This is a genomic window from Streptomyces sp. NPDC058001 (assembly GCF_042886315.1).
GTDB lineage: Bacteria > Actinomycetota > Actinomycetes > Streptomycetales > Streptomycetaceae > Streptomyces.
The window spans coordinates 488,717-513,099 of the sequence record NZ_JBHVQT010000004.1 but is presented as its reverse complement, the minus strand read 5'-3'; the positions used below and the strand labels follow the sequence as shown (position 1 = coordinate 513,099).

Genomic DNA, 24,383 nt, shown 5'->3' with positions numbered 1-24,383 from the left:
ATACCGTACTTCTGCTTAACGCCTGACGCTGCCAGCCTGGCGACATGACGGCAACGACAACGACGGCAACGACGGCAACGAAGTCCGTGAAGTCCCTGAAGGCGAGGATGCTGAGTTCGCGAGAGCGCTCCGGGGTCGCTCTGGCTCTGGCGGCGGTGTGTCTCATCGGAGGTTCCGTGGCCGCCGCGGGGCGGCTCCGCGACTTCCCGGTCATGGGCGGGCAGGCCGCGCGCTACGCGCTGGCGACCGTGTTCCTGATCCTCTGGGCCCGCATACGCGGACACACCTTCGTCCGCCCGACCCCCGTTCAGGCGCTGTGGATCGTCCTGCTGGCCGCGATGGGCATGGCCGGATACGGCGTCGTCCTGCTCCATGCCGTCTCGCTCACGGCGCCGGGCAATGTCGGCGTCGTCATCGGCGCCTCACCGCTGGTCATCGTCCTGGTCCGGGCTCTGCTCACGCGCACCCGCCCGTCACGGAATCTGATGGCCGGCGCGCTGTGTGTGGCGGCCGGTTCCGCCGTGCCCCAGCTGACCACCGGCGGTCAAGTGCAGTGGAGCGCGGCGGGGTTCGCGTGGTCGTGCCTCGCCCTGGCCTGCGGCGCCGCGATCACGCTGCTCGGCGCACCGCCCACCGAACAACTGGGAGCGCTGACCGTCACCACGTACGCGTGCGGGCTCGCGGCGGTGATGCTCTTCGTCGCCGCCCTGATCACGCGGACGGTCACCGGGACACCCGTGCTGCGCGCCCCGACAGCCGTCGAGTTCGCGGCACTCGCCTTCCTCGCCCTCGGCGTGACCACCGTGGTCTTTCTGCTCTGGTACGGAGCGATCGAACGGCTCGGCGCGGGCCGGACGGGACTCTTCAACGGCCTGACACCCGTGGCGTCCCTCATCGCCCTCTCCGTGACCGGAACAGCCACGGCCACCGTGCACCAGGCCGCAGGCGCCGCGCTGGTCCTCTTCGGAGTCGTCCTCGGACTCCGAAGGGCATGACCTCCGATCAGCTCAGCTCAGCTCAACTGTCGTACCGACATGAGGAGATGACGGTGGTCTTCGCGCGGAGTGTCGTCCCCGTTTCCGTCCCCCTCCTCGTGCCCTTCCGTCGCACCGCTGAGCAGCGCCCGCTGTCCCGGGCCCAGCAACTCGAAGCGCACGGCGGGGGCGTTGAAGGAGTTCAGGGCCTCCAGCAGATACACGGGGTTGAATGCGACCGTGATGTCCTCGGTGCCGGTCAGCGTTGCCGCGAGCCGCTGTGAGGCGATGTCGTCCTCGTAGCCCGCCTGGAGGAGGACCGTCCCACCGGCGGAGAAGTCGAGCCTGATCGGGCTGTTCGGCTCCGCGACGACCGCGACCCGGCGGACCGCGTCGGCCAGCGCTTCCCGCCGCGTGACCGCGACGGCCGGGCTCCCCAGCGCGAACAAGCCGTCGTAGCGCGGTAGCCGCCCTTCCAGCAACCGCAACGTCGTGCGCATCCCCTCCCCTTCGAAGGCGATCAGGCTCCCGCCCGAGCCACCCGAGCCACCCGAACCGCCCGAGCCACCCGAGTCGTTCAGCCCGATACGGATCAGTCCTGACTTCGCCAGGGAGCGGGACAGCTCGGTCAGTCTGCGGCCCGGAACCACCACCTCCGCACCCTCCGGCGCCGTCCCGTCCGGCTTCCACGGCACCGTACGCACCGCATACCGGTACCGGTCCGACGCGGCGAGGGTCATCGACTCGCCGTGCAGCCGGATCTGGATCCCCGTGAGGACCGGAAGCGAGTCGTCACGGCCCGCGGCGATGGCCACCTGCGCGACCGCCGCGGCGAACTCCGCCGCGTCCACCAATCCTCGGAAGGCGGGGAGTTCGGGCAGGGCCGGGTACTCGTCGGTGGGCAGGGTCGAAAGCCCGAAGCTCGTACCGCCGCCTTCGATCGTGAAGCGCGACCCCGCCAACGCGCAGGTCACCGTCGCATCGGGCAGCACCTTGCAGATGTCGAGCAGTCTGCGGCCCAGGACGAGTACCTGACCGGTGGCCGTGGTCTCCGCCGCCACCTCGATGTTCGCGGACGCCTCGTAGTCGAAGCCCGAGATACGGAGCCGGCCTTCCCCGACGTCCAGCAGCAGCCCGCCAAGCACGGGCACCGGCGAACGCGCCGGCAGCGACCTGGCCGCCCAGGCGACAGCCTCCACCAGGGCGCTTCGCTCGATCCGGAACTCCATCCGTCCATCCCCATCCGTCGTGCCAACCGGTCCGGGCACGCTATACGGCACCACTGACAATGGAGTCGCTCGCTGCTGGTCACGACCCGTACGGCAGGGGATCAGCCGCAGCCGCAAGTGGCGTGCGCGGTCGCGTAATCCCGCCCAAATGAGGGGCAGTTAGCCTCTGGAGTCCCGAGTACGCCGGTCTCGTACCGGCTGAATGGGTCAACTATCCGCCCAACCCGGCTGTAAGGCGTGTACCTGGGCAGGCTGGGGCCGTCCGTACCACCATGACGTTGGGATTCCCCCCATGCGCCGTCGCAATGCCGAGGCCCGCCGAGAACGGCGGATACACGATCAGCTCCACCACGTTCCCGAGGGCGAGTTGGGCGGTTCGGGAACGGACCATCGCCGACCGCCGGTGCCGTGTCAGTAAAGCCGAGCCCCGACATTCCCTGGGCGGGAATGCCGGGGCTCGGCGCTCGGCTCGGTCACGTACGCGCCGAGGGTCCCGCTGTCGCGCCCGCGGGTTCGAGGTCAGGCGTGCCCTTCTCCCTTTGCTGGGGCGTGAGTTGGCGCCTGAACAGCGCGCTGGGCCACCACATCCATCGGTCCGCGTCCAGGGTCAGCGCGGTGACCAGGACCGAGCGGACGATCATGGTGTCGAGCAGCACGCCGAACGCGACCGCGAACCCCAGCTCGGCCGCGAACACCAGCGGCAGCGAGGCCATCGCGGCGAAGGTTCCGGCCAGCACCAGACCCGCTGAGGTGATCACACCCCCGGTGGTGGACAGGCCGGTCAGCGCGCCGCGCCGGGTGCCGTGCAGCAGGGCGACCTCGCGTACCCGGGTGACCAGGAAGATGTTGTAGTCGATGCCCAGGGCGACCAGGAACACGAAGGTCAGAAGGGGGAAGTTGGCGTCCGCACCGGCGAAGTGGAACACATGGTTGAACACCAGGCTGCTCACGCCCATGGCCGCCGCGAACGACAGCACCACCGTCGCCATCAGCAGCAGCGGCGCGACGATGGCCCGTAGCAGCAGCGCGAGGATCAGGAACACCACGACCAGCACGATGGGGATGATCAACTTCGAGTCGTGGGTGGCCGCTTCGCGTGTGTCGAGCATGATCGCCGTGTTGCCGCCGACCTGGGCGTCGGCGCCGTCGATCGTGTGGACCGCGGTTCTGGCCCGTTCGACGGTGCGCATCGCGGTCGTGCTGGTGGGAGAGTCCGCCAACTCCCCCAGAATCATGGCCTCGTCACCCTTGACCACCGGCGGCGAGACCTCGGCGACTCCTGGTACGCCGGACAGCGCGGTCCTCACCTGCTCGGCCGACGCCGCCTTGGCCACGACGTAGACGGGGTCGCCCGATCCGGCCGGGAAGTGCCTGTTCTTGATCTCCTCGCCTACGGCCATCTGCGGCTTGTCGGTGAACTGGTCCGTGTTGGAGAGCCCGTCGGCCTTGAGCCCGAACGCTCCGATCGCCATGACGCCGAGGGCGAGAGCGGTGCCGATCCACACGATGCGGGGGCGGCCGGCGACGGCGTTGCCGACCCGGGTCCAGATGCCCTCCTTGGTCGCCCCGGCCGATCCGTACGCCGGCTTCACCGGCCAGAAGATCCAGCGGTCGCAGATGACCAGCAGCGCCGGCATCAGGGTGACCATGGCGAGCAGTCCGACGAGGATGCCGATGGCGCAGGCGGGGCCGAGCCCCTGGGTGGAGTTGAGGGTGGCCAGCATCAGTAGCATCAGGCTGACCGCGACGGTCGCGGCGCTGGCGATGATCGCGGGACCTGAGCGGTGCAGGGCCTCCGCCATCGCCTCGTGCCGGTCCTCGTGCCGCCGCAACTCCTCCCGGTACCGCGAGGTGAGCAGGAGCGCGTAGTCGGTGGCGGCGCCGAACACCAGCACCGTCAGTATGAAGCTGGTCTGTGTGTTGACGACGAGTCCGGCGTTCTTCGCCAGGAGATAGATCACCGCCTCCGAAGTGATCAGCGCGCCGCCGGCGGTCAGCAGGGGCAGCAGAGGCAGTACGGGGCTGCGGTAGGTGAGCAGCAGGATCACGACCACGACCGCCGCCGTGATCGCGGTGAGGCCGCCTCCGCCGCCGAATGCCTTGATCGAGTCGGCCGCGTAGCCGGCCGGTCCGGTGACGTGGAACCCGAGCCCGCCCGTGTCCTCCTCCTCGCCGACCCCTCCGTTCTTGCCGACCTCGGTGATCGCGTCGACGACCTTGTTGATCCCGGCCCAGCCGCTCTTGTCCTTCTGCACCTGGACCGCGGTCTGGATGGCCTTGCCGTCCTCGGACTTCAGTGGGCCCTGTGGCTCCCCGACGACCTTCTCGACGTCCTGGAAGGCCGCCGCGTCGGCTCGGGCCTTGGCCATGTCGGCGGAGGTGATGCCGCCGGGCCGGTCGTAGACGACCAGCGCGAGCACGGTGTCGGTGGACCCGAACTTCTCGGCCCGCTCGACCACCGCGGTCGACTCCGCGTCACCGGGCAACCAGGCCGAGTTGTCGTTCTCCTGAACGTCGCCGAGCTTGCCGGCCAGCATGAGGGCCGGGATCAGCAGGGCCACCCAGAGGGCGAGGACGACCCATTTCGCCCTCCTGCCACTGGGGAGGGACGCCAGTTTTCGCATCGTGTGCATTCCTCTCATGAGCAGTGTCCTCGGCGTTCAGTCGACGCGAGAGAGCTTGTCGGGGTTGGCGATGGCGTAGATCCCGCACACCTGGTCGCCCTCCGGGGTGAGGTCGATGACGACGACGGCGTAGGGGGCGTCGTCGTCCAGGAGCAGGACCGCCGGGTCGCCGTTGACGCTGCGGAAGGCGATGTCGAGGTCCATGCCGGAACTGGGGGCGACGGCGGCGAGCAGGCGGGCGACCTTGTCGCGGCCACGGACCGGCCGCGAGCCCACGGCTCCCTGAGCCTTGCCTCCGCCGTCGCTCCACATGGTCACGTCCGGCGCGAGGATCTCTAGGAGGGCGTCCAGGTCACCGCCGAGCGCGGCGGCCACGAACCGTTCGGTCACCTGCTGCCGGACATGCGGGGCGGGCTGGTAGCGGGGGCGTCGGGCCTGGACGTGCTCGCGGGCACGATGGGCGAGTTGGCGGATCGCGGCGGGACTGCGGTCGAGGATCTCCGCGATCTCGGTGTGGGCGTAGCCGAACACCTCGTGCAGGACGAACACCCCGCGCTCCAGCGGAGTGAGGGTCTGGAGGATCACCAGCAGCGCCATCGACACCGATTCGGTGCGTACGGCGATATCCGCGGCGTCCTCGGTGACGGGAGCGCCGGGGAGGGAGCTGACCAGCGGTTCGGGAAGCCACGGTCCCGTGTAGGTCTCACGGCGCCGGCTGATGGCGGCCTGGTGGGCGAGGGCCCGGTTGACCGCGATCCGCACCAGGTAGGCGCGTGGGCTGTCGATCGGGTCCGTGTTCGGTGTCTGGTTCCTGCTCGTCCAGGCCAGCCAGGTCTCCTGGAGTACGTCCTCGGTGTCGGCGATTTCGCCGAGCATGTTGTACACGAGGGAGAACAGCAGCTCACGGTGCTCGTGGAACACCTGCGTCGCGGCATTCGCCACCGGATCCGACACCGCCGTCCACGGGCAGCCTTCGGACAGGGCGGGCTGGGGGTCTGGCGGGCGGTGGTGGTGCGTCATGGGTCCTCCCGTCGCGGATACGTTCTGGCGTTGGGAGCGATTTGGGTGCTCGGAGTGTGACATCCATTCCGGGAATGTGACTCGCATCACAAGGTGTGGGCGGCGGATCCAGGGCGGCGGATCGGCGAGGGCGCGGTCGTAGCGGAACGATTACATCCGCAACTCTTGATCGGGTACTGTCTGCCCGCGTGAGAGCGGGCACCGTCCGTAACTCACCTTGTGGTCCTGTGAATTGGGGCGAACCACGTGCCTGGCAGGACCGTTCTACGGGGAAGGCAATGACCATGAAGACCCATTTGCTCAAGCGATGTGCAGCCGTCCTGGGTGGCGTCGCGCTGATCGGTACGGTCGGTGTCTCGACCGCGTCCGCCGAGCCGGCCTCGGCACAGGGCGGCCTCTACACGGTGTGTTCCAACAAGCTGTTGCCCGACTACAGGTTCTGCGCGGCGGAGGCGGACTGGTGGTGGGGCATGAACGAGGTGATGGTCTTCGACAAGGCGGACGACGGTCAGGACGCGTTGGTGCGTTACATCCGGCACGACAAGGGGACGACCGTGCGGACCGCCTGGGACCACAACTACGCCGACAAGCAGGGCACGCACGTCCAGTTGACCGATCTCGCGCCGACGACGGAGATCAGCATTCAGGCGTGCCTGGGTGACTACACGACGAAGAGGGTGATCGAGGAGACGTGCAGCAGGTGGGGCACGACCGTCGCCGACCCGTCGCCCCTGAAGTGAACACCTGCCTCTGACCCTCTCGGCTGACCCCGGGGGTCGGCGGCGGATGTGATGACCGCGATCTCCGGTCCCCACCCCTGGACGGGACCGGAGTTCTCGCGGCGACGGAGACCACCGAGGAACCGGCGTGATCAACCGGTCAGCGTCTCCGTGATCTGACGTGTGGTCGCGGTGGCGATACGGGGGCTGACGGCCGCGTACGACGTGTACGCGTTCAGGCCGGTCGTCAGTGCCCAGCCCCGCCCCCGGGCCCAGGTCGCGTCGTCCACGTCGAGTGCGGTGCGGAACACCGACCGGCTCGCCGCCGACATCAGTGTGAACGCGATCATCAAGTCGGGGGCGGGGTCGCCGATTCCCAGGCTCCCGAAGTCGATGACCGCGCTGAGCCGGCCGTCCACCGTCAGCAGATTGCCGGTATGGAAGTCGCCGTGGAACCAGACCGGGTCGCGGTCCCAGGCGGGGGCGTCGAGTGCCGCGTCCCAGAGTTCGGTGAGGGCCGCCGTGTCGAAGACGCCGTCCACTTCGGCGAGGGCGGTGCGGGTCGCCTCGTCCCGGTCGGCCAGAGATTCGGCGGTGAGGTCGTCGCCTGAGGTGCCCGGGGCTTCATCGGTCGCGTATCGCTGAAGGGCGGTCAGGAACTCGGCCAGTTCCAGAGCCACTTCGGCGGAGTCCGCCAGCGCGTCGACGGTGGCCACCTTGCCGTCCAGCCAGCGGGACACCGCCCACGGCCACGGGTATCCGAAGTCGGGCTCACCGACACCGACCGGTTCCGGGACGGCCAGCGGCAGTTGCGGGGCGAGCCGGGGGAGCCAGGCGTACTCCTTCCTGGCCTGCCCGATCGCCCCTGCGTGACGCGGCAGCCGCACGGACAGCCGCTCGCCCAGCCGGTAGATCACATGGTCCGAACCGGCCGGGTCCAGCAAGTCGAGGGGCTGGTCGGCCCATTGGGGGAACTGGCTGCCGACGAGACGTCGTACGAGGTCGGCGTCGATCTTCGGACGCATCGGAGGCTTCGGACGCATGGCCCTATCAGAGCCCGTGAGCCTCATCCCCGTCGACCGGATTTCCGCTGACGCCCGGGGAACGGGTTCGCGCGTTGGCCAGATTCGACCGCACGGTCCGGGTCAACGGGTGGTCCTCGCCCAACACCCGTACGCAGTCGGCCGCGACACTCTCGAAGAGCGGGACGGCCCGGTCCAGGTCCCCCAAGATCTCGTGGACACCGGCGAGGTTGTTGCGGCTGGCCAGGAGGTCGGGGTGGTCCTTGCTCAGCACGCGTGCGCGGTCCTTCAGGACGCCCTCGAAGAGGGATATCGCCCGGTCCACGTCGCCCGTCGCCTGACAGGCGTAGGCGAGATTGCTCAGGGTGGTCAGGGTGTGAGGGTGGTCCTTGCCCAGGAGGCGTACGTAGTCATGGACCAGATCGTCCAACAGGCTCACTGCCCGACCCGGATCGCCTGCCGCTTCGTAGGCGAGGGCGAGATTGCCGCGACTGAGCAGAAGGTCCGGGTGGTCCTCGCTCAGGATGCGGTCGCGATCCTTGAGGATGTCCTCGAACAGGGTGACGGCGCGGTCCAGATCACCGGTCGCCTGACAGGCGGCGGCGAGGTTGTTGCGCGCGCTCAGATTCCAGGGATCATCCTCGGCCGCGATCCGTGTGCCGTCCCTCACGAGGGCTTCGTAGAGCCGGACGGCTCGGTCGACGTGTCCGGCTTCCTGGTAGGCGTTGGCGAGGTTGTTACGGGCCGCCAGGGTGTTGAAGTCGTCCTCGCCCAGCACCCGCGCGCAGTCCGTGACGATGCGCTCATGCGCCGGTATGGCCCGGTCCAGATCACCGGCCCTCACGTACACGCTCGCGAGGTTCATCCGGGCGACCAGGGTGTGGGGGTCGTCCTCGTCCAGGAGGCGCGCGCAGTCGCTGACGACGGCGTCGAGCAGAGTCATCGCCCGATCCAACTCGCCGGCCGTGAGGTGGGCGATGCCGAGACCGGTGCGGGCGGACAGGACCTGGCGGTGGTCCTTGCCCCGGACGCGGGTGAGGTCTTTGACGAGGTCTTTGTGGGACCGGAGGGCGCGGTCCAGTTGTCCGGCCTGCTGATAGGCGTGGGCGAGGTTCTTGCGGGCCGCCAGGGTGTTGGGATGGTCCTCGCCCAGGGCCCGTACGCAGTAGTCGTGCGCGCGGTGAAGGTGGTGCAGGGCTTCTTTGGGGGCCCCTTGCGCGGCGAGGAACTGCCCCGCGTGGTACAGCAGTTCAGCCGCTTGCGACCGGTCGTCGTCGGGCCGGCTGTGCTTCGCCAGATCGACCACGTGAGGAGTGAGCGCCCGGCACAGGGGCCACGCCCACAGCGCATGAGGGGTCGCGGGATAGGCCGAGGACAGCAAGAAGGTGGCCGTATGGCGCGCGGCTTCGATGTCCTCGCTCCGGCGGTAAGGGTCATCGGCATCGGGCGTGCGGGCAAGGGCCTGGACCAGGCGATGGACACTCAAGGTCCCGTCCCCGTTGTCGGTGACCATGTTGTAGGCGAACAACGGGCCTACAGACTTGGCGAGTTCCCGGGCCGGTACCAGAACCTCGAACAGGGAACGGGGAATCGCGTCGGGTGCGAACCACGCGAGGACGCGGAGCAGGATGCGGGAGCCCTCGGGCAGCCGGTCCAAGGTGATCCGCCAGACCCGCGCGATCGTCCGGTCCGTGTCACCGCCCTCGGTGGTGTCCGCCAGTACCTCACCCGGCGCTTCCGCAAGCATCCCCCGGTACTCCCGGGGCCCCGTACCGGTCTCGGCGCAGAAGGCGGCGGCCTGCTCCACGGCGAGCGGGAGGAACCCCAACTCGGCACAGAGTAGAGCGACTTCAAGCAGGGATACGGATGTGCTGGGTCGCCCGTGCGTCACGATCCGCGTGAACAGGTCCACGGCCTCGTCCCGTTCCAGGACATCCAGGCGTAACGGCGTCGCGGTGCCGTGCCATCCGGTGGCGCGGCGCGTCGTGATCAGGAAACGCCCCGTACCCGTCCGGTCGAGTAACCGCCGCACGTGCTCGGGCCGGTCCACGTTGTCCAGGACGATCAGCCAGTCGTCGTGCGCGGTGAGCCACTGGAGCGCCCGCTCGACCAGGAAGGACTCGGGCAGCCCGGTGAGGGCGGGCTGAAGGGCGAGGGCGAGCGCGGCTAGCCCCGAGTCGACGGCGGACTCGCTGTCGGCGGTGATCCACCAGCGGGGATTACGGGCGCACCGGTGACCGGCCCAGCGCGCGGCGAGCGCGGACTTGCCGATGCCCCCGAGTCCGTGCACGGCCTGGATCACGACATCGCCGGGCGAGGCGAAAGCGGCGTCCAGCGCGTCGAGTTCACCCTCGCGTCCGACGAACAGATCCGCCCTGGGCACATTGCACAGCCGCTCCGGCGCCGGCACCTCCGTGACCGGCCGGTACGCGTCCGGCGGCAGGACGACCGCGTTCTCGATGTGCTGGGCGACCGCGCTGCCGATGTCGCCGCCCGCCGCTATCGAGCCCCGGTCCGCTTCGACATGCCGTCCCCCCGGGCGCCCGTCGCCCCCGGAACGCCGGAAGTTTCCCGTCATGCCGTCCATCATGGGGCACCGCACTGTGGCCGGTCAGCCGATGGCCGTACCGGCGTCTCGCGGGGCATCATCGTCCGTCAGGGCAACGGCAGTTCGTAAGCCCCGAGAACTTCGAGAGCGTCAGGGCGCGTCAGAGAGCGAGGCATCACCGTGGGAGGCTCCGCCAAGCCCCGACGTCCGAAGGCGGCACCGGCGGCGCTGCGGTACGAGCGGCGGCGGTCCGTACCCCGGCGGGGCGCCGCGCGTACGAAGTCCGGGAAGGCACGGCGGTTCGGCTTCGGGCTCCTCGTCTTCCTGGTGTTCGCGGGCGGCATCGTGCTGCTGGCGCTCGTCGACTCGCTCTGGGGCGACGACACCTGGCGCTGGGCGGCCGACACCTGGCCCGGCGGCGCCTACGGTTTCGCCCTGACCATCGGTGCCGTGGCCCCCTGCCTCGTCGCCCTGTCGGCGTGGGCGGTGAGCCGACCGGGCCGCCGGTCGTGGAAGACCCGTTCCGCCCGCTCCCTGGGCCACTTCGCTCTGGCGGTCGTGGCGGCGGCACCCCTGCTGCCCTTCGTGGTCCTCGCCTTCAACGCCGCGAATGACGGTGAGACCAGGCGGGGCCCCTCCGGCACCCCGAGCTGGGCGTTCCGCCATTACGACTGGCTGTGGGCGGTGGGCCTGACCGCGACCGTCATCGTCACCGTCCTGCTCATATGGGTCACCGCGACCCTGGGCCGACGCGACCCCGGCCCACTGGGTGCCGGCCGCTAGGACCGCCCCGCCACCCGGTCCGCGATCCGTGCCAGCCGTGACGAGTCCGTCGAGCGCGTGGTGAGTTCGTGACGGTCGGCCGCGCTGTACGTGGCGTACATGCCGTGCACCCCCAGCCACCGCAGCGGCTCCGGCTCCCACTTGCGGACCTTGTGGTTCACCCAGGGGAGCGCGGTCAGATCGGTGGGGCCCGACTGGGCCGAGTCCTGCTGGACCAGGTCCCGCAGGGTACGCGCCGCGAGGTTGGCGGTCGCGACACCGGAACCGACGTATCCGCCCGCCCAGCCGAGGCCCGTGGCCCGGTCGAGGGTGACCGTGGCGCACCAGTCACGCGGCACGCCCAGCACACCCGACCACGCGTGGGCCACCTCGACCCCCGCCAGCTGCGGGAAGAAACGGGTCAGGATCCCGCGGAGCGCCTCGATCGTCCCGGCCTGGGTGCGCCCGTCGTTGTCGGTGCGCGAACCGAAGCGGTACGGGACGCCCCGGCCGCCCAGCGCGATCCGGCCGTCGGCGGTGCGCTGGGCGTACATATAGGCGTGCGCCATGTCGCCGAGGGTCTCGCGGCCCGCCCAGCCGATGGACTCCCACTGTTCGTCGGTGAGCGGCTCGGTGGCGATCATCGAGGAGTTCATCGGCAGCCAGGTGCGGCGCTGACCCTTGAGCGAGGCCGTGAAACCCTCCGTACAGCGCAGCACATAGGGCGCGCGGACCGTGCCGTACGGGGTGACCGCGTGCTTCGGCCTGATCTCCGTGACGGGCGTCGACTCGTGGATCGTCACGCCCAGCGCCTCCACCGCCCGCGCCAGGCCCCGTACCAGCTTCACGGGGTGCAGCCGGGCGCCGTGCGGGGTCCAGGAGGAGCCGAGTGCGCCGCTCACCCTGATCCGCTCGGCGGTCTCGTCGGCGTCGGCGAGCACCCGCTCCTTCTCGCCGTACCCGACCTCCGCCTCGTGGTACGCCTTCAGCCGGGCCAACTGCGCGGGTGTCAGGGCGACTTCGAGGACGCCGCCGTGGTGGATGTCGGCGTCGATGCCCTCGTCGCCCGCGACCCGGATGACCTCGCCGACCGTGTCGTTCATGGCCCGCTGGAGCCGGGCGGCGCTCTCCCTGCCGTGCAGCTTGGCGTACCGGTCACGGCCCGCGACCCCGTTGTACAGCCAGCCGCCGTTGCGGCCCGAGGCCCCGTAGCCGCAGAACTTCTGCTCCAGGACGGTGATCCGGAGGAAGGGCGCCGCCTTCTTCAGGTAGTACGCCGTCCACAGTCCGGTGTAGCCGCCGCCGACGATGACCACGTCGGCGCTCGCGTCGCCGGGGAAGGGTTCGCGCGGGGCGGGGATGCCCTCCCGCGCGTACCAGAACGATATGCCGCCGTTCACCGTGCTGCTGGTCGTGCTGCTCATGGGCGGGACGTTACCCGGTGTACGCGCCGTCTGCCCCGGGCGAGGGTGACCATCGGATTCCAGGCCGGACCCCGGCCCCGGGTCAGCGGATAGCAGGCCAGACCGATCAGGACGGAGGTGAAGTGCCCGAGGTCCGTGAAGGTGCGGCCGGTGATCAGCGGGGTGCCGTACACGAGCAGGACGCCGAGGAGGTAGAGATACCGCCAGGGGGACGCGATGCGGTACGTCAGGACGCCGACGACCCCGGCGAGCGCGTAACTCACGCCCACGTCCAGGGTGTTGACGGCCGAATGCGGCGCGATGCCGTGCCGGATCGCCCACAGCAGGGCGCCCTCGCTGATGAAGGTGGCCAGGATGTGCGCCGAGGCGGCGACCGTGAGCCAGCGAACGGTGCCGAGCCAGTGTTCCGCCTGCGCGTGGAAGACGGTGTAGAGGACGGCGTACGGGAGCCAGCGGCCCCCGTCGATCCACAGGGCACTGGAGAACAGGACCCGGACCGGGTCGCTCGACAGCTCGTGCAGATTGGTGGACCGCTGCCGCAGGAAGTCCTCCTCGAAGTCCGGCGACATCTGGTGCAGCGCGACGGTCGTCACGAACAGGATCGCCAGCCAGATGTACGTACCCGGCGCACGCCGCACATAGGACGCGACGGCGCGCGCCGCGACCTTGGCGGCGGAACGGAGGGTACGCAGACGGCCGCGCCGGTGCCGGTCGGCGCGGGCGTCGGGTGGGGGGCCCATGGGGTGATTCACGCATGGCGGGGGGCGGGGCGCATGTCAGGAGGGCGGGGTGGGGGTACGGGGGGATTCCGGGGCCGGACTTCAGTGGGTGGGGCGTGGGGCGCGGGATATCTAGGATCGGGAGGATGACCCGCCTCCCTGACATCGAGATTCCGGGCGAGCTGGCCGCCACGCAGACGAAGATCAACGGTGCGGCGGGCCGGGCGTTCATCGAGGGGCTGCCCGGGCGGGCGGCGGAGTACCTGGACCGGTGGGACCTGACCGTCACCGGGCCCTCGATGAACGGGATGGCCGCCCTGGTCCTGCCGGTCGTACGGTCCGACGGGACGCCCGCCGCGCTGAAGATGCAGATCAGGGACAGCGAGAGCGAGCACGAGTGGCTGGCTCTGCGGCTCTGGGACGGCGCCGGGACCGCCCGGCTGCTCGACCACGACAAGGACACCGCGACCCTGCTCCTCGAACGGCTGGACGAGTCCCGCCATCTCTCCGACGTCGAGGACTCCCGCGCGGCCGTACGGATCCTCGCCGATCTGCTGGCCCGGCTCACCGCCCTGCCGGGGCCTGTCGGGGTGCGGCGGCTCGCGGACATCGCGACGGACATGCTCACCGGACTGCCGGACGCGCTGCCCCGCGTACCGGACCTCGCGGCCCGGCGGATCGTCGCGGACTGCGGAGCCGCCGTACGCGAGGTGCTCGGCGAGCCCGGCGACCGGCTGCTGCACTGGGACCTGCACTACGACAACATCCTCGCCGCCGCACGCGAACCCTGGCTCGCCATTGACCCGAAACCGCTGGTCGGCGACCCGGGCTTCGACCTGCTGCCCGCCCTCGGCAACCGGTACGACGAGGACGAGGTGCTGTGGCGCTTCGACCTGATGACGGACGTACTGGACCTGGACCGGCGGCGCGCGGCGGCCTGGACGCTCGGCCGGGTGCTCCAGAACACGCTGTGGGACATCCAGGACGGCGAGCCCGTACAGGCGACGCAGATGCGGATCGGGGAGTTGTTGGTGGCGGGGCGGTTGTAGCGGCGCCACGGTGGGGTGAGGTGGCGGTTGAGGTGGCTCAGCCGGTTGAGCCGCGCAGGAGGCGTCGGACGGCGTCGGTCACGAGGTCGTCGGGGTGGTGCGCGGGGGGCAGGGCGCCGCCGGCGGTCAGGGCGGCGATGCCCTGGAGCGTGGCGAGGAGGATCACGCCGAAGCGTTCGGGGTCACCGATCTCCGTATCGCTGTCGGCGAGGAGACCGAGCAGGATCACGCCGCAGGCGTCGGAGGCCGTGCGGAGGTCGGCGCTCGGTTCACGGTGCTTGCGCGCGTGCATCAGCTCAAGGAGCGCCGGGTGGTCGGTGGCGAAACGGACGTAGGCGAGCGCGGTGCCGATCACGCGGTCCGTGAATGCCCCGCTGCCGGAGGTGGCTTCCGTCGTCGGTTCGGAGGCGGCGTCCTTCGAGGCGGCTTCCTTCAGTTGCGTGCCGAGCCGGTCGAAACCTTCGACGGCGAGTGCGTCGAGCAGGTCCTGCTTGTCCGGGAAGTGCCGGCCGGGGGCCGCGTGGGACACCCCGATGTCGCGGGCCAGGGAGCGCAGGGACAGAGCATCGACGCCGTCCGTGGCGATGACGGCTTCGGCGCGGGCCAGCAACTCGGTCCGCAGGTTTCCGTGGTGGTACGCCATGCCGGGCACCCTAGCAGCCGATGTTGTCATTGACAGCATTGTAGTCACCGCCTACATTGAATGCTCGGCCAGTGCGTATGACCGAGTGGGAACCCACGACAAGAAAGTTGGGCACACGGATGAAGGCGATCATCTTCGGGGCGACCGGCATGGTCGGTCAGGGCGTTCTGCGCGAGTGTCTGCGCGACCCCGCCGTGACCGAGGTGCTCGCCATCGGGCGAACCCCCACCGGTGTCGACCACCCGAAACTGCGGGAGATCACGGACCCGGACGTCGCACGGTTGATGGCGCGGTACGGATCGGCGGCCGAAGAGGCGGCCGGATCGGCGGACGCGAACGAGCCTGCGGCCGACGAATCGGCCGACGAGTTGCCCAGTGAACTGTCCGGCGAACTGTCCGGCTACGACGCCTGCTTCTTCTGCCTCGGCGTCTCCTCCGTCGGCCAGTCGGAAGAGGCGTACCGGCGCGTCACCCACGACCTCACCCTGACCGCGGCCCGCACCCTGTCCGCCGCCAACCCGAACCTGACGTTCGTCTACGTCTCCGGGCAGGGCAGCGACAGCAGCGAACAGGGCCGCGTCATGTGGGCCCGGGTCAAGGGCGAGACCGAGAACCATCTGCTCGCCCTCCCCATGAACACCTACCTCTTCCGCCCCGGATACATCCAGCCCCTGCACGGCATCACCTCGAAGACCCCTCTGTACCGCGCGCTGTACGCGGTGGCCCGCCCCCTCTACCCCCTGATCCGGAGGCTGGCGCCGAGCCATGTCACCACCACCGAACAGCTCGCCCGCGCGATGATCAACATCGCCACCACCGGCGCTCCCCAACGCCACCTGGACAGCCGTCGGATCAACGCCGTGGCCCGCGGCCTGTGACCGGATGCGCGGAGGCTAGCGTGAGGCCATGATTCGTACCGCTGTCCCCGCCGACGTCCCCGTCATCCACGCCATGGTCCGTGAGCTGGCCGTGTACGAGAAGGCCGAGCACGAGGCGCGCGCGAGCGAGGCGCAGCTCCACGAGGCGCTGTTCGGGGAGCGGCCCGCCGCGTACGCGCATCTCGCGGTCGACGACGGGACCGGCGAACCGGTCGGCTTCGCGCTCTGGTTCCTCAACTTCTCGACCTGGCGCGGCGTGCACGGCATCTACCTGGAGGACCTCTACGTACGTCCCGACCGGCGCGGCGGCGGCCACGGCAAGGCGCTCCTGAGCGAACTGGCACGGATCTGCGTCGCGCGCGGCTACGAGCGCCTGGAGTGGTCGGTCCTCAACTGGAACCAGCCCTCGATCGACTTCTACCGCTCCCTCGGCGCACAGCCCCAGGACGAGTGGACGGTGTACCGGATGACGGACGCGTCCCTGGCCGCCCTGGGGACCTCCGGGGTCACGTCGCCGGTTCGGTGACCGGGCCCTCCCGGGCCGCCGGGTGCTTCGGCGGGGGTTTCACGGTGACCATAAGGCCGGCCATGACCGCGGCGGCGAGCATGATGGCGACCGCACACCAGATGGCGACGGTGTAGCCGTGCACCACACCCACCCGGGTGATCTCCTCGACCTGGGTCGGGTTCCGCAGATGGGCGACCACATACGCCGCCGCCGTACTCGTCGCGATCGTGTTGAGCAGCGCCGTACCGATGGAACCGCCCACCTGCTGCGAGGTGTTGACGGTGGCCGACGTGACTCCCGAGTCCTGCGGCGCCACACCCTGTGTCGCGGTCGCCATCACCGGCATGAAGGTCATGCCCATGCCCAGGCCGATCAGCAACTCGGCGGGCAGCAGATGGGTGGCGTACTCGGCCTGCACGGTGAGCTGCGTGAGGATCGCCAGCCCACCCGACGCGAGCAGCAGCCCCGGGACCATCAGGAAGCGGGGCGGCAGACGCCCCATCAGCCGGGCCGACACCTGGGTCGACCCGATGATGATCATCACCGTCATCGGCAGGAACGCCATCCCCGTCTTCAGCGGCGAGTACCCCAGCACCGTCTGGAAGTAGTACGTCATGAACAGGAATGTGCCGAACAGCCCGATCGTCGTCAGCCCCATCGTCAGGAAGCAGCCCGCGCGGTTGCGGTCCCGGATGATGTGCAGCGGCAGCAGGGGATGAGTGGCCCGGGTCTGCCACCAGACGAACGCGAGCAACAGCGCGACCCCTCCGGCGAGCAGCCCCAGGACGAGCGGGTCCGTCCAGCCCCGCGGCTCCGCCTCGCTGAACCCGTACACGATGGCGACCAGACCCCCGCACCCCAGCACCACACCCGGTATGTCGAGCCGCGCCTCGGCATGTCCCGGCCGGTCGTGCAGCAGCGCGGACGCCCCGAACACGGCGATGATCGCGATCGGCACGTTCACATACAGACACCAGCGCCAGTCCAGGTACTCGGTCAGCACACCACCCGCGATCAGGCCGATCGCCGAGCCGGCGCCCGCGATGGCACCGTAGATACCGAAGGCTTTCGCGCGCTCCTTTGGATCCGAGAACGACGTCGTCAGCAGCGACAGCGCCGACGGCGCGAGCAGCGCGGCGAACGTGCCCTGGAGCGCACGCGCACCGAACAGCATCCCGCTGTTGACCGCCGCCCCGCCCAACCCGCTCGCCGCCGCGAACCCGATCAGCCCGATCACGAACGTCCGCTTGCGGCCCACGTAGTCGGCGATCCGCCCACCGAGCAGCAGCAGCCCGCCGAACGCCAGCGTGTACGCCGTGATGACCCACTGCCGGTTGCCGTTGGAGATGTGCAGGTCCATCTGGGCCGAGGGGAGGGCGATGTTCACGATGGTGGCGTCGAGCACCACCATCAGCTGCGCCAGCGCGATGATCACGAGCCCCCACCAGCGGTGCGGGTCCTGCCCCTCGTAGGCGCCCCGCGTTCCCTCGGCCATTCCCTCGGCCGTTCCCCGGGCGACTCCCTCGGGCTCGCGCCCCGGGGTATCGCCTGGTCGGCGGATGCTCATCCAGCCAGAACACCACGGAAAGGGACGGGTCGCATCCGGACCGGGACGGGGTGACGGGCCGTGTGTCGGGCCCTGTGTCGGGCCCTGTGCCAAAGGCCCTCGCTACGGTTCCAGGACGACCTTGCCCGTGGTGGCTCGGGACTCCAGGTCGCGGTGGGCGGTGGCGGCGTCCGCGAGGGGGTAGCGCTGGGTCGCCGGTACGAGACGGCCGGCCGCCGCCCCGGCCAGGGCCCTCAGCTCCAGGGTACGAATCGGGCTGACACCCCCCGCCTTCCGCATCATCACCGGGCCCAGTACCTGCTCCGACGTGATGTCCCGGCTGTCGAGATACTCCTCCGAGAACGTCAGCGGCCCACCGTCGTGCAAGCCCTTCCCCGACCAGCCGAACACCACATGGTGGCCGCCGGGCCCGAGCAGATCGACCGCTTCCCGCCCCGCGTCACCCCCGACCCCGTCGAACACGATCGTCGCCGCCCGCCCCTGCCCGGACGGACTCACCGGCAACTCCCGCAGAAACTCCCTTACCTTCTCCGGCCATCCCGCCTCCTTGTAGTCGACCGCCAGATCCGCCCCGTTCTCCCGTACCCTCCTCACCTTCTCCGGACCGCCCGCCAACCCGACCACCACGGCGCCGGCGTGCTTCGCGTACTGCGTCAGCAGCGTCCCGATTCCTCCCGCCGCGGCGGGAATCACCACGACGTCCTCGGCCGACGGCTCCGCGAACTGCACGATCCCCATCGCCGTACGCCCCGTACCGATCATCGCGACCGCCTCCGCGTAGTCCAGCCGCCCCGGTATCTCATGCAGACGGTCGGCATCCGCGACGGCGAGTTCGGCATACCCGCCCGGGGCGAACCCGAGATGGGCGACCACCCGCTTGCCCAGCCACTCCCCGGCGACCCCGTCCCCGAGCGCCGTGACCGTACCCGCGACCTCCCGGCCCGGGATCGTCGGCAACTCGGGCGGCTCCGGCAGCGGCCCCCGCATCCCCTCCCGTATCGCCGTGTCCAGCAGATGCACCCCGGCCGCGGCGACGGCGATCACGACCTGACCCGGCCCCGGCACCGGATCGTCGGTCTTCTCATACCTCAGGTTCGCGGCCGGACCGAAGGCGTGCAGACGGATGGCATGCATGGCGGAATCTCCCTAGAGACGGATGACAGGGACGATCTGACACCCGAACTCTCATACCTCAAGCTCACTTGAGGTCAAGCCCGGGACCAGCCGATGTCCCGAGCCGACTCCGCCCGCCCATCGCCAGCCCCTTTTCCTGTACCGGTCCCTGTCCCGGTCCCTGTCTCTGTTCCTGCACTGGTTCCTGTATCGGTGCCTGTTCCTGTACCGGTCCCGAGCCGCAGTGCCAGCGTCGCCGCCTCGATGCCGCTGGTGAACGACACCTCGGACAGCACCCCCGGCGCCGCCACCTGGTCACCGGCCAGGAACACCCCGTCTCCCCGGTCCACGGCCGGCCGGTCCCGCCAGGTCGTACCCGGCCGGTCGACCGCGCCCGTACGGCCCTGGGCCAGCGCCTCCCGGCGCCAGACCGTACGCTCCCGCCATCCATGGAAGCCCAGGTCGAGCAACTCCTCGGCGCGCGCGACGCCTTGGGCCTTGCTCTCGTCGGGGGCAATCGGGAACTGTCCCTGGAGCAACTGCTCCCCGTGCGGTGCCAGATCGCGGTCCTGGGCGGTGAACCGCTCGATCCAGCCCGGCGCGTCCAGGTCGGACACGACGAACGGGTCGCCCTTGCGGGTACGCAGCGCCAGATCGAGCAGCGCCGTGCGCCCGCTGTCCCACGTCAGCGAGAGGTCACGGAGGAGGCGGCGGGCAGCCTCCAGCGACGTCGCGACGATGACCGGGGTGTCCGTGGGCAGGGTGTCGACGCGGGACTGCGTCTCCACCCGGACCCCCAGGTTCCAGGCGTGGGCGGCCATCCGCTCGATGACGGTCGCCCAGCCGCCGCGCGGATAGTGGGCCTCCGGCGGCAGCTTCATGGCACGGCGCAACCGCTCCTGCACGAACGCGGCCGACAGGGAGCCCGGATCGTGATGGAACAGCGCGACCGCCGAGTAGTGCGCGGCGGCGAGCGCGCACTCCTCTCCTATGAGAGCTGCCGCCCAGGTGCGGAAGTCCGAGTCGACAGGGGCCTGTTCGGACCGGTGGCGCAGCAGTCTCAACATGGGGAACGGAGGGGTGCGGCGCAGAGTTCCCCGGCGCCGGAAACGCATTCGGGTGGCTTCCAGGGGCGGGATCGGGGCGAGCGGTCCGAGCAGGTCGCGCTGTCGTAGCCAGGTCCAGTGGGGTCCGCCGTTGTAGAGGGCGTGCGGGCCTTCGTTGGTCCGGTACGGGCCGTCGGCCGTCCGTGCCCGGCCGCCCAGGGTGTGGTGGGCCTCGTACACGGTGACCTTGGCGCCCGCCTCGGCGGCGGTGATCGCGGCGGTGAGTCCGGCGAAGCCGCCGCCGATGACGGTGATCGGGTGCATGGCTGGGGGTCTCCCTCGCGGTCGCGGGTGCTGTCCGGAGTACGACGGCGGAGGGGGGTGGAAATGTGACATCGGGGTGGCGGCGTGGCGGGGTGGGGCTGAGGTCGGGGGTGGGGGTGGCGGGGCAGTCGGCGGTGCGGCGGATGGTGCGGCCGGCGGTCCGGGTGGCGAGGGGTCTTCGAGGGTGTGGCCGGGGAGCGGTCGATGGGTGGTCGATGGGTGGTCGCGGCCGTGATCGGAGGAGTGATCAGGTGCGTGATCGGGGCGTCTGTGCTGGTCAGGGCGATTGTCAGTGGTGGGGTGCAGCATGGGGGCATGGTGCGAGGTGCGGCGGTGAAGAAGGCGCGGCGGCCCGAATTGCGGTTGCCGCCGTTGGTGGCGTACGAGAAAGGGGAGTTGGAGCCGGACGGGGATTACGACGGGGTGGAGTTCCGTGACCTCGACCTGGTGGGGCAGGACGGGGCGGGCGCCCGTTTCATGGACTGCGCGGTGACGGGCTGCGCGCTCGATGAGACCAGGCTGACCCGGGCCCGCTTCCTCGACTCGCGGCTCACGGAGGTGCGGGGAGTGGGGACGGACCTCGCCGGGGCGACGCTGCGGGACGTCGAGCTGGTCGATGCGCGGTTGGGCGGGGTGCAGTTGCACGGAGCGGTACTGGAAAGGGTGGTGGTGCGTGGCGGAAAGATCGACTATCTGAATCTGCGGCAGGCCCGGCTCAAGGACGTCGTCTTCGAGTCCTGCGTCCTCGCCGAGCCGGATTTCGGCGGCGCCGTGCTGGAGCGGGTGGAGTTCCAGGACTGCACACTCAAGGCGGCGGACCTGGGCGCCGCCAAGATGACGGACGTGGACCTACGGGGCGCGGCCCACCTGGAGATCACCCGAGGAGTACGGGGGCTTACGGGCGCGGTGATCTCTCCTCACCAGTTGCTGGATCTGGCCGAGTTGTTCGCGGGGGAGTTGGGGGTGCGGGTGGAGTCGGACTAGAGCCCGACGGCCAAAGACCGGGGCTTGGTCCCGTCGAACCTGGGGCGGCCGGCGGCCGGGCGGTGCTCCGGCGGGGGCGGTCGGGGTGGGGCGATGGCCAGAGGTGGGAGGCGGGGAGGTTGCGGATAGGGAGGTCGGAGATAGGGAGCACGGAGGTAAGACGGTTGGGCGGTGGGGCGGTGGGGCGGGTCTCCATGCCGCCGGACCCGGATGGCGGTGGCTGGGCGCCGTGGCGGCGGGATTCAACCTCGGGGTCTCGGTCTGACGGGGGCCGACCTCGGGTGAACGGGGTGACTCCTGGCCGGGGGATGGGTGTGGGTTCGGCGGGACGGGGGCTGCGGGATGCGGTGGTGGCTCGCCGGTGTCGCGGAGGGGTGTCCTTGCCAGGGGTGCGGGTGGGGTGATTCCCGGCTCGGGGGATGGGCGCCGTGGTGCGACGTGATGGGGTGGTCGGGCGGTGCCTGGGCGGTTTGGGCGAGGGCACTTCGCCGCAGGTTGGTCCGGGCAGTGCGCCGGTGGTGCGCGACGGGGTGGGGGACCTCGGGTTAGCGGGGGAGGCGGGGGAAGCGGGACTGGAGGGTCCAGGTGATGGGGTTGTCCGCCAAGCCCTCGTGGAGGTCGGTCAGGTCTGCCAGTAGGTCGTTCAGGAAGTCGCGTGCCTCGCGGCGGAGTTCGGTGTGGGAGAAGGTCAGCGGGGGTTCGTCCGCCGGCAGCCACTCGGCCTCGATGTCCACCCACCCGAAGCGGCGCTCGAAGAGAAGGCGGTCGGTGGACTCGGTGAAGTCCAGTTCGGCGTACTGGGGACGCGAGGCGCGGCTGCCGCGTGGGTCCTGGTCGAGCGTCTCCACGATGTCGCACAGCGCCCACGCGAAGTCGAGTACGGGTACCCATCCCCAGGCTGTGGACAGTTCCCGGTCCGCCTTGGTGTCGGCGAGGTAGACGTCACCGCAGAACAGATCGTGCCGCAGCGCGTGGACGTCGGCGCGGCGGTAGTCGGTCTGCGGGGGGTCCGGGAAACGGTTGGAGAGGGCGTATCCGATGTCGAGCACACGGGTGATGGTGTCACGGGGGTGAAGGCCCCCTGACGCGGGCGCGACCCCACCGCTCCGGTACCGGCCGCCGCATAGGATCTGCCCGTGGATCCGCACCCCACCGAGCCCCGTCCGACATCGGCCCACCGCAGCGACACGCTCCGCACCGACCCCCGCCCTGCCGAGCCCCGCCCCGCTGACATCCGTCCTGCCGAGCCCGGCACCAGCGACCCCGGCCGCACCGAGTCCCGTCCCAGCGACGCCGGTCCCGCCAGTGCTTGCCCCACTGGTGCCCGTTCGGCAGAGACCGATCCCAGCGGTACCGACCCTGCCAAGCCCCGCCCCACCGACCCCCGTCCCGCCGAGGCCGACACCGTCGACATCGACCACGCCGAACCGCGCCTCACCGACATGGGTCGCACCGAGTCCCGTCCCGCCGACCCTCCCCGCGACACCAACCCCACCGACCCCCGCCCCAACAGCCGCACCGACTCCCGCCCCCGCGTAGCTCCTCCCACCGCGCCGCGAGGCACCGCTTCCCGCCTCACCTCCCCCCACCACACCGACCCCCGCCTACCCCCTCCCCACCACACCCCTCCCCACCCGGCGAACACCCGCCCCCCGAAGCCCCGCCCCCCGGTCGCCCGTCGCACCCGGTCCCGGGCCGTTGTTCTAGGGGTTGGGCTTGGGTTGGTGCTGGTGGGGTGTGGGGGTGGGGGGACTCCTGGAAGTGTGGGGGTGCGGGATCCGTATTTTTCGGGGATGGGGAATGGGGGGTACGACGTCGCTCACTACGGGCTCACCCTCGCCTATGAACCGAAGTCGCAGCAGTTGACCGGTACCGCCGAGATCACGGCGCGGGCGACCAAGGAGCTCAGCGCGTTCAACCTCGACCTCAAGGGGCTGGACGTCCGGTCCGTGACCGTGGACGGCAGGACGGCGGAGACCGCACGTGCCGGGCAGGAGCTGACGGTCCGGCCGCATGACGACATCGGCAAGGGGGTGGAGTTCCGTACGACGGTCCGGTACGCGGGGAAGCCGGTGACGATCACCGATCCCGACGGTTCCGAGGAGGGCTGGCTGCGGAGCGGGGACGGTGCGCTCGGCCTGGGCGAACCCACCGGCTCGATGGCCTGGTACCCCGGCAATCACCACCCGTCCGACAAGGCGTCGTACGACATCGCGATCACGGTCCCGGAGGGGCTGAAGGCCGTGTCGAACGGGGAGTTGAGGAGCGAGCGGACCTCGGGCGGCCGGACGACGTTCCGCTGGCACGCCGGCGAACCGGTCGCGAGCTATGTGGCGACGGTGGCGATCGGCCCGTACGAGACGAAGACGTACGAGATCAAGGCGGCGGACGGGCGGAAGCTGCCCGTGTACGTCGCCGTCGACCCGGCGGAGGCGAAGACGAGCGAGAAGGTCCTCGACCGGATTCCGGAGATCGTGGCGTGGGAGGAGAAGAACTTCGGGGCGTACCCGTTCTCGTCGACCGGGGCCGTCGTCGCCCGGGACGGGGCCGCGGGCTACGCGCTGGAGACCCAGAACCGGCCCGTCTTCCCCGGCGCCCCCGACCTCGGCACCCTCATCCATGAGATGGCCCACCAGTGGTGCGGCGACTCCGTGACCCCGAAGTCCTGGCGGGACATGTGGCTGAACGAAGGGTTCGCGACATACGCCGAGTGGATGTGGGACGAGGACCACGGAGGCGACAGCGCGCAGCACACCTTCGACGCGCTCTACCGCGGCGACTACTACGACGACGCCAAGGAAGGCAAGGCGGTCTGGGCCTACCCGCCCGCCACTCCGTCGAGCGCCGCGCACATCTCCGACAGTCCCGTCTACGAGCGGGGCGCGATGGTGCTGCACAAGGTGCGGCAGACCGTCGGCGACGACACCTTCCACTCGATCCTGAAGGGCTGGGCCGCCGCGCACCGGCACGGCAACGCCGGCACCGCCGACTTCATCGCCTATGTGGAGAAGGTGGCGGGGGGCGACGCGGGACCGACGTCGTCAAGGATGTCGAAGTTGCGGTACATCTGGGCGAGTTGGCTGTACGGGGACGGTAAGCCGAGTAGTCCGTAGCCAAGACAGGATCAAGACAAGACACGTCAAGGTAAGCCAGAGCCTCGGTGGGGCGGGCCGGGTGGCCTGCCCCACCGAGGCTCACGTGACCGGTGTCCCGATCAGACGTCGAGTCGG

At 70.3% G+C, this 24,383-nt stretch carries 20 protein-coding genes; 8 read left to right on the top strand and 12 right to left on the bottom strand.

The features are described 5' to 3' along the window. The first annotated feature begins 44 nt into the window (after positions 1–44). The gene (locus ACFVT5_RS12075; protein WP_389884843.1) at positions 45–995 is read left to right on the top strand and encodes a DMT family transporter; all 951 of its coding nucleotides are present in this window, start codon (positions 45–47) and stop codon (positions 993–995) included. 17 nt (positions 996–1,012) lie between these two features. Here the strand turns inward: ACFVT5_RS12075 and dnaN are convergent, their stop codons facing one another. From dnaN to sigJ, 3 genes are all read right to left on the bottom strand, one after another. Further along, positions 1,013–2,203 carry a DNA polymerase III subunit beta gene (gene dnaN / locus ACFVT5_RS12070; RefSeq protein WP_389884840.1) on the bottom strand — a complete coding sequence of 397 codons (1,191 nt, stop codon included), beginning with the start codon at positions 2,201–2,203 and terminating at the stop codon, positions 1,013–1,015. A 473-nt stretch (positions 2,204–2,676) separates the two neighbouring features. After that, complete coding sequence (locus ACFVT5_RS12065; RefSeq protein WP_389885284.1) at positions 2,677–4,836, bottom strand: MMPL family transporter; 2,160 nt, start codon at positions 4,834–4,836, stop codon at positions 2,677–2,679. 27 nt (positions 4,837–4,863) lie between these two features. Continuing rightward, complete coding sequence (gene sigJ / locus ACFVT5_RS12060) at positions 4,864–5,847, bottom strand: RNA polymerase sigma factor SigJ (RefSeq protein WP_389884837.1); 984 nt, start codon at positions 5,845–5,847, stop codon at positions 4,864–4,866. A gap of 284 nt (positions 5,848–6,131) precedes the next feature. Between sigJ and ACFVT5_RS12055 the strand changes: the two genes are divergently transcribed. Next, positions 6,132–6,587, top strand: a complete 456-nt coding sequence (locus ACFVT5_RS12055) for a hypothetical protein (protein WP_389884834.1) — start codon at positions 6,132–6,134, stop codon at positions 6,585–6,587. 131 nt (positions 6,588–6,718) lie between these two features. Here the strand turns inward: ACFVT5_RS12055 and ACFVT5_RS12050 are convergent, their stop codons facing one another. Beyond that, positions 6,719–7,609 (bottom strand): aminoglycoside phosphotransferase family protein, encoded by an 891-nt coding sequence (locus ACFVT5_RS12050; RefSeq protein ID WP_389884831.1) that lies wholly within the window; start codon positions 7,607–7,609, stop codon positions 6,719–6,721. Between the two features lie 7 nt (positions 7,610–7,616). Then, on the bottom strand, positions 7,617–10,166 hold the full coding sequence (locus ACFVT5_RS12045; RefSeq protein WP_389884829.1) for a tetratricopeptide repeat protein: 2,550 nt from the start codon (positions 10,164–10,166) through the stop codon (positions 7,617–7,619). A 150-nt stretch (positions 10,167–10,316) separates the two neighbouring features. Here ACFVT5_RS12045 and ACFVT5_RS12040 point away from each other — a divergent pair, with 150 nt between their 5' ends. Further along, positions 10,317–10,919, top strand: coding sequence for a hypothetical protein (locus ACFVT5_RS12040; RefSeq protein WP_389884826.1), 603 nt, complete (start codon positions 10,317–10,319; stop codon positions 10,917–10,919). Here the strand turns inward: ACFVT5_RS12040 and ACFVT5_RS12035 are convergent. Both ACFVT5_RS12035 and ACFVT5_RS12030 read right to left on the bottom strand, forming a co-directional pair. Further along, on the bottom strand, positions 10,916–12,322 hold the full coding sequence (locus ACFVT5_RS12035) for an NAD(P)/FAD-dependent oxidoreductase (RefSeq protein ID WP_389884823.1): 1,407 nt from the start codon (positions 12,320–12,322) through the stop codon (positions 10,916–10,918). The genes ACFVT5_RS12040 and ACFVT5_RS12035 overlap by 4 nt on opposite strands. After that, on the bottom strand, positions 12,319–13,062 hold the full coding sequence (locus ACFVT5_RS12030) for a rhomboid-like protein (protein WP_389884820.1): 744 nt from the start codon (positions 13,060–13,062) through the stop codon (positions 12,319–12,321). The genes ACFVT5_RS12035 and ACFVT5_RS12030 overlap by 4 nt, the downstream gene beginning before the upstream one ends. Positions 13,063–13,187: 125 nt before the next feature. Between ACFVT5_RS12030 and ACFVT5_RS12025 the strand changes: the two genes are divergently transcribed. Further along, positions 13,188–14,090, top strand: a complete 903-nt coding sequence (locus ACFVT5_RS12025) for an aminoglycoside phosphotransferase family protein (RefSeq protein ID WP_389884817.1) — start codon at positions 13,188–13,190, stop codon at positions 14,088–14,090. A 37-nt stretch (positions 14,091–14,127) separates the two neighbouring features. On the opposite strand, the gene ACFVT5_RS12020 is transcribed toward ACFVT5_RS12025, so the two are convergent. Continuing rightward, the gene (locus ACFVT5_RS12020) at positions 14,128–14,733 is read right to left on the bottom strand and encodes a TetR/AcrR family transcriptional regulator (protein ID WP_389884814.1); all 606 of its coding nucleotides are present in this window, start codon (positions 14,731–14,733) and stop codon (positions 14,128–14,130) included. Between the two features lie 77 nt (positions 14,734–14,810). Here ACFVT5_RS12020 and ACFVT5_RS12015 point away from each other — a divergent pair, with 77 nt between their 5' ends. Together ACFVT5_RS12015 and ACFVT5_RS12010 are read left to right on the top strand one after the other, a co-directional pair. After that, complete coding sequence (locus ACFVT5_RS12015; protein WP_389885281.1) at positions 14,811–15,611, top strand: epimerase; 801 nt, start codon at positions 14,811–14,813, stop codon at positions 15,609–15,611. Between the two features lie 28 nt (positions 15,612–15,639). Next, the gene (locus tag ACFVT5_RS12010) at positions 15,640–16,137 is read left to right on the top strand and encodes a GNAT family N-acetyltransferase (RefSeq protein ID WP_389884811.1); all 498 of its coding nucleotides are present in this window, start codon (positions 15,640–15,642) and stop codon (positions 16,135–16,137) included. Here the strand turns inward: ACFVT5_RS12010 and ACFVT5_RS12005 are convergent. The 3 genes from ACFVT5_RS12005 to ACFVT5_RS11995 form a co-directional block, all read right to left on the bottom strand. Then, complete coding sequence (locus ACFVT5_RS12005; protein ID WP_389884808.1) at positions 16,118–17,614, bottom strand: MFS transporter; 1,497 nt, start codon at positions 17,612–17,614, stop codon at positions 16,118–16,120. The two genes, ACFVT5_RS12010 and ACFVT5_RS12005, sit on opposite strands and share 20 nt — an antisense overlap. A gap of 174 nt (positions 17,615–17,788) precedes the next feature. Continuing rightward, complete coding sequence (locus tag ACFVT5_RS12000) at positions 17,789–18,820, bottom strand: zinc-binding dehydrogenase (RefSeq protein ID WP_389884805.1); 1,032 nt, start codon at positions 18,818–18,820, stop codon at positions 17,789–17,791. A 74-nt stretch (positions 18,821–18,894) separates the two neighbouring features. Continuing rightward, positions 18,895–20,169, bottom strand: a complete 1,275-nt coding sequence (locus ACFVT5_RS11995) for an FAD-dependent oxidoreductase (RefSeq protein WP_389884802.1) — start codon at positions 20,167–20,169, stop codon at positions 18,895–18,897. Positions 20,170–20,484: 315 nt separating this feature from the next. On the opposite strand from ACFVT5_RS11995, the gene ACFVT5_RS11990 reads away from it, so the two are divergent. Further along, positions 20,485–21,153, top strand: coding sequence for a pentapeptide repeat-containing protein (locus tag ACFVT5_RS11990; RefSeq protein WP_389884799.1), 669 nt, complete (start codon positions 20,485–20,487; stop codon positions 21,151–21,153). A 545-nt stretch (positions 21,154–21,698) separates the two neighbouring features. Here the strand turns inward: ACFVT5_RS11990 and ACFVT5_RS11985 are convergent. Beyond that, positions 21,699–22,202 carry a hypothetical protein gene (locus ACFVT5_RS11985; RefSeq protein WP_389884796.1) on the bottom strand — a complete coding sequence of 168 codons (504 nt, stop codon included), beginning with the start codon at positions 22,200–22,202 and terminating at the stop codon, positions 21,699–21,701. Positions 22,203–22,946: 744 nt separating this feature from the next. On the opposite strand from ACFVT5_RS11985, the gene ACFVT5_RS11980 reads away from it, so the two are divergent. Further along, the gene (locus tag ACFVT5_RS11980; RefSeq protein ID WP_389884793.1) at positions 22,947–24,266 is read left to right on the top strand and encodes a M1 family metallopeptidase; all 1,320 of its coding nucleotides are present in this window, start codon (positions 22,947–22,949) and stop codon (positions 24,264–24,266) included. The last annotated feature ends 117 nt before the right edge of the window (positions 24,267–24,383 follow it).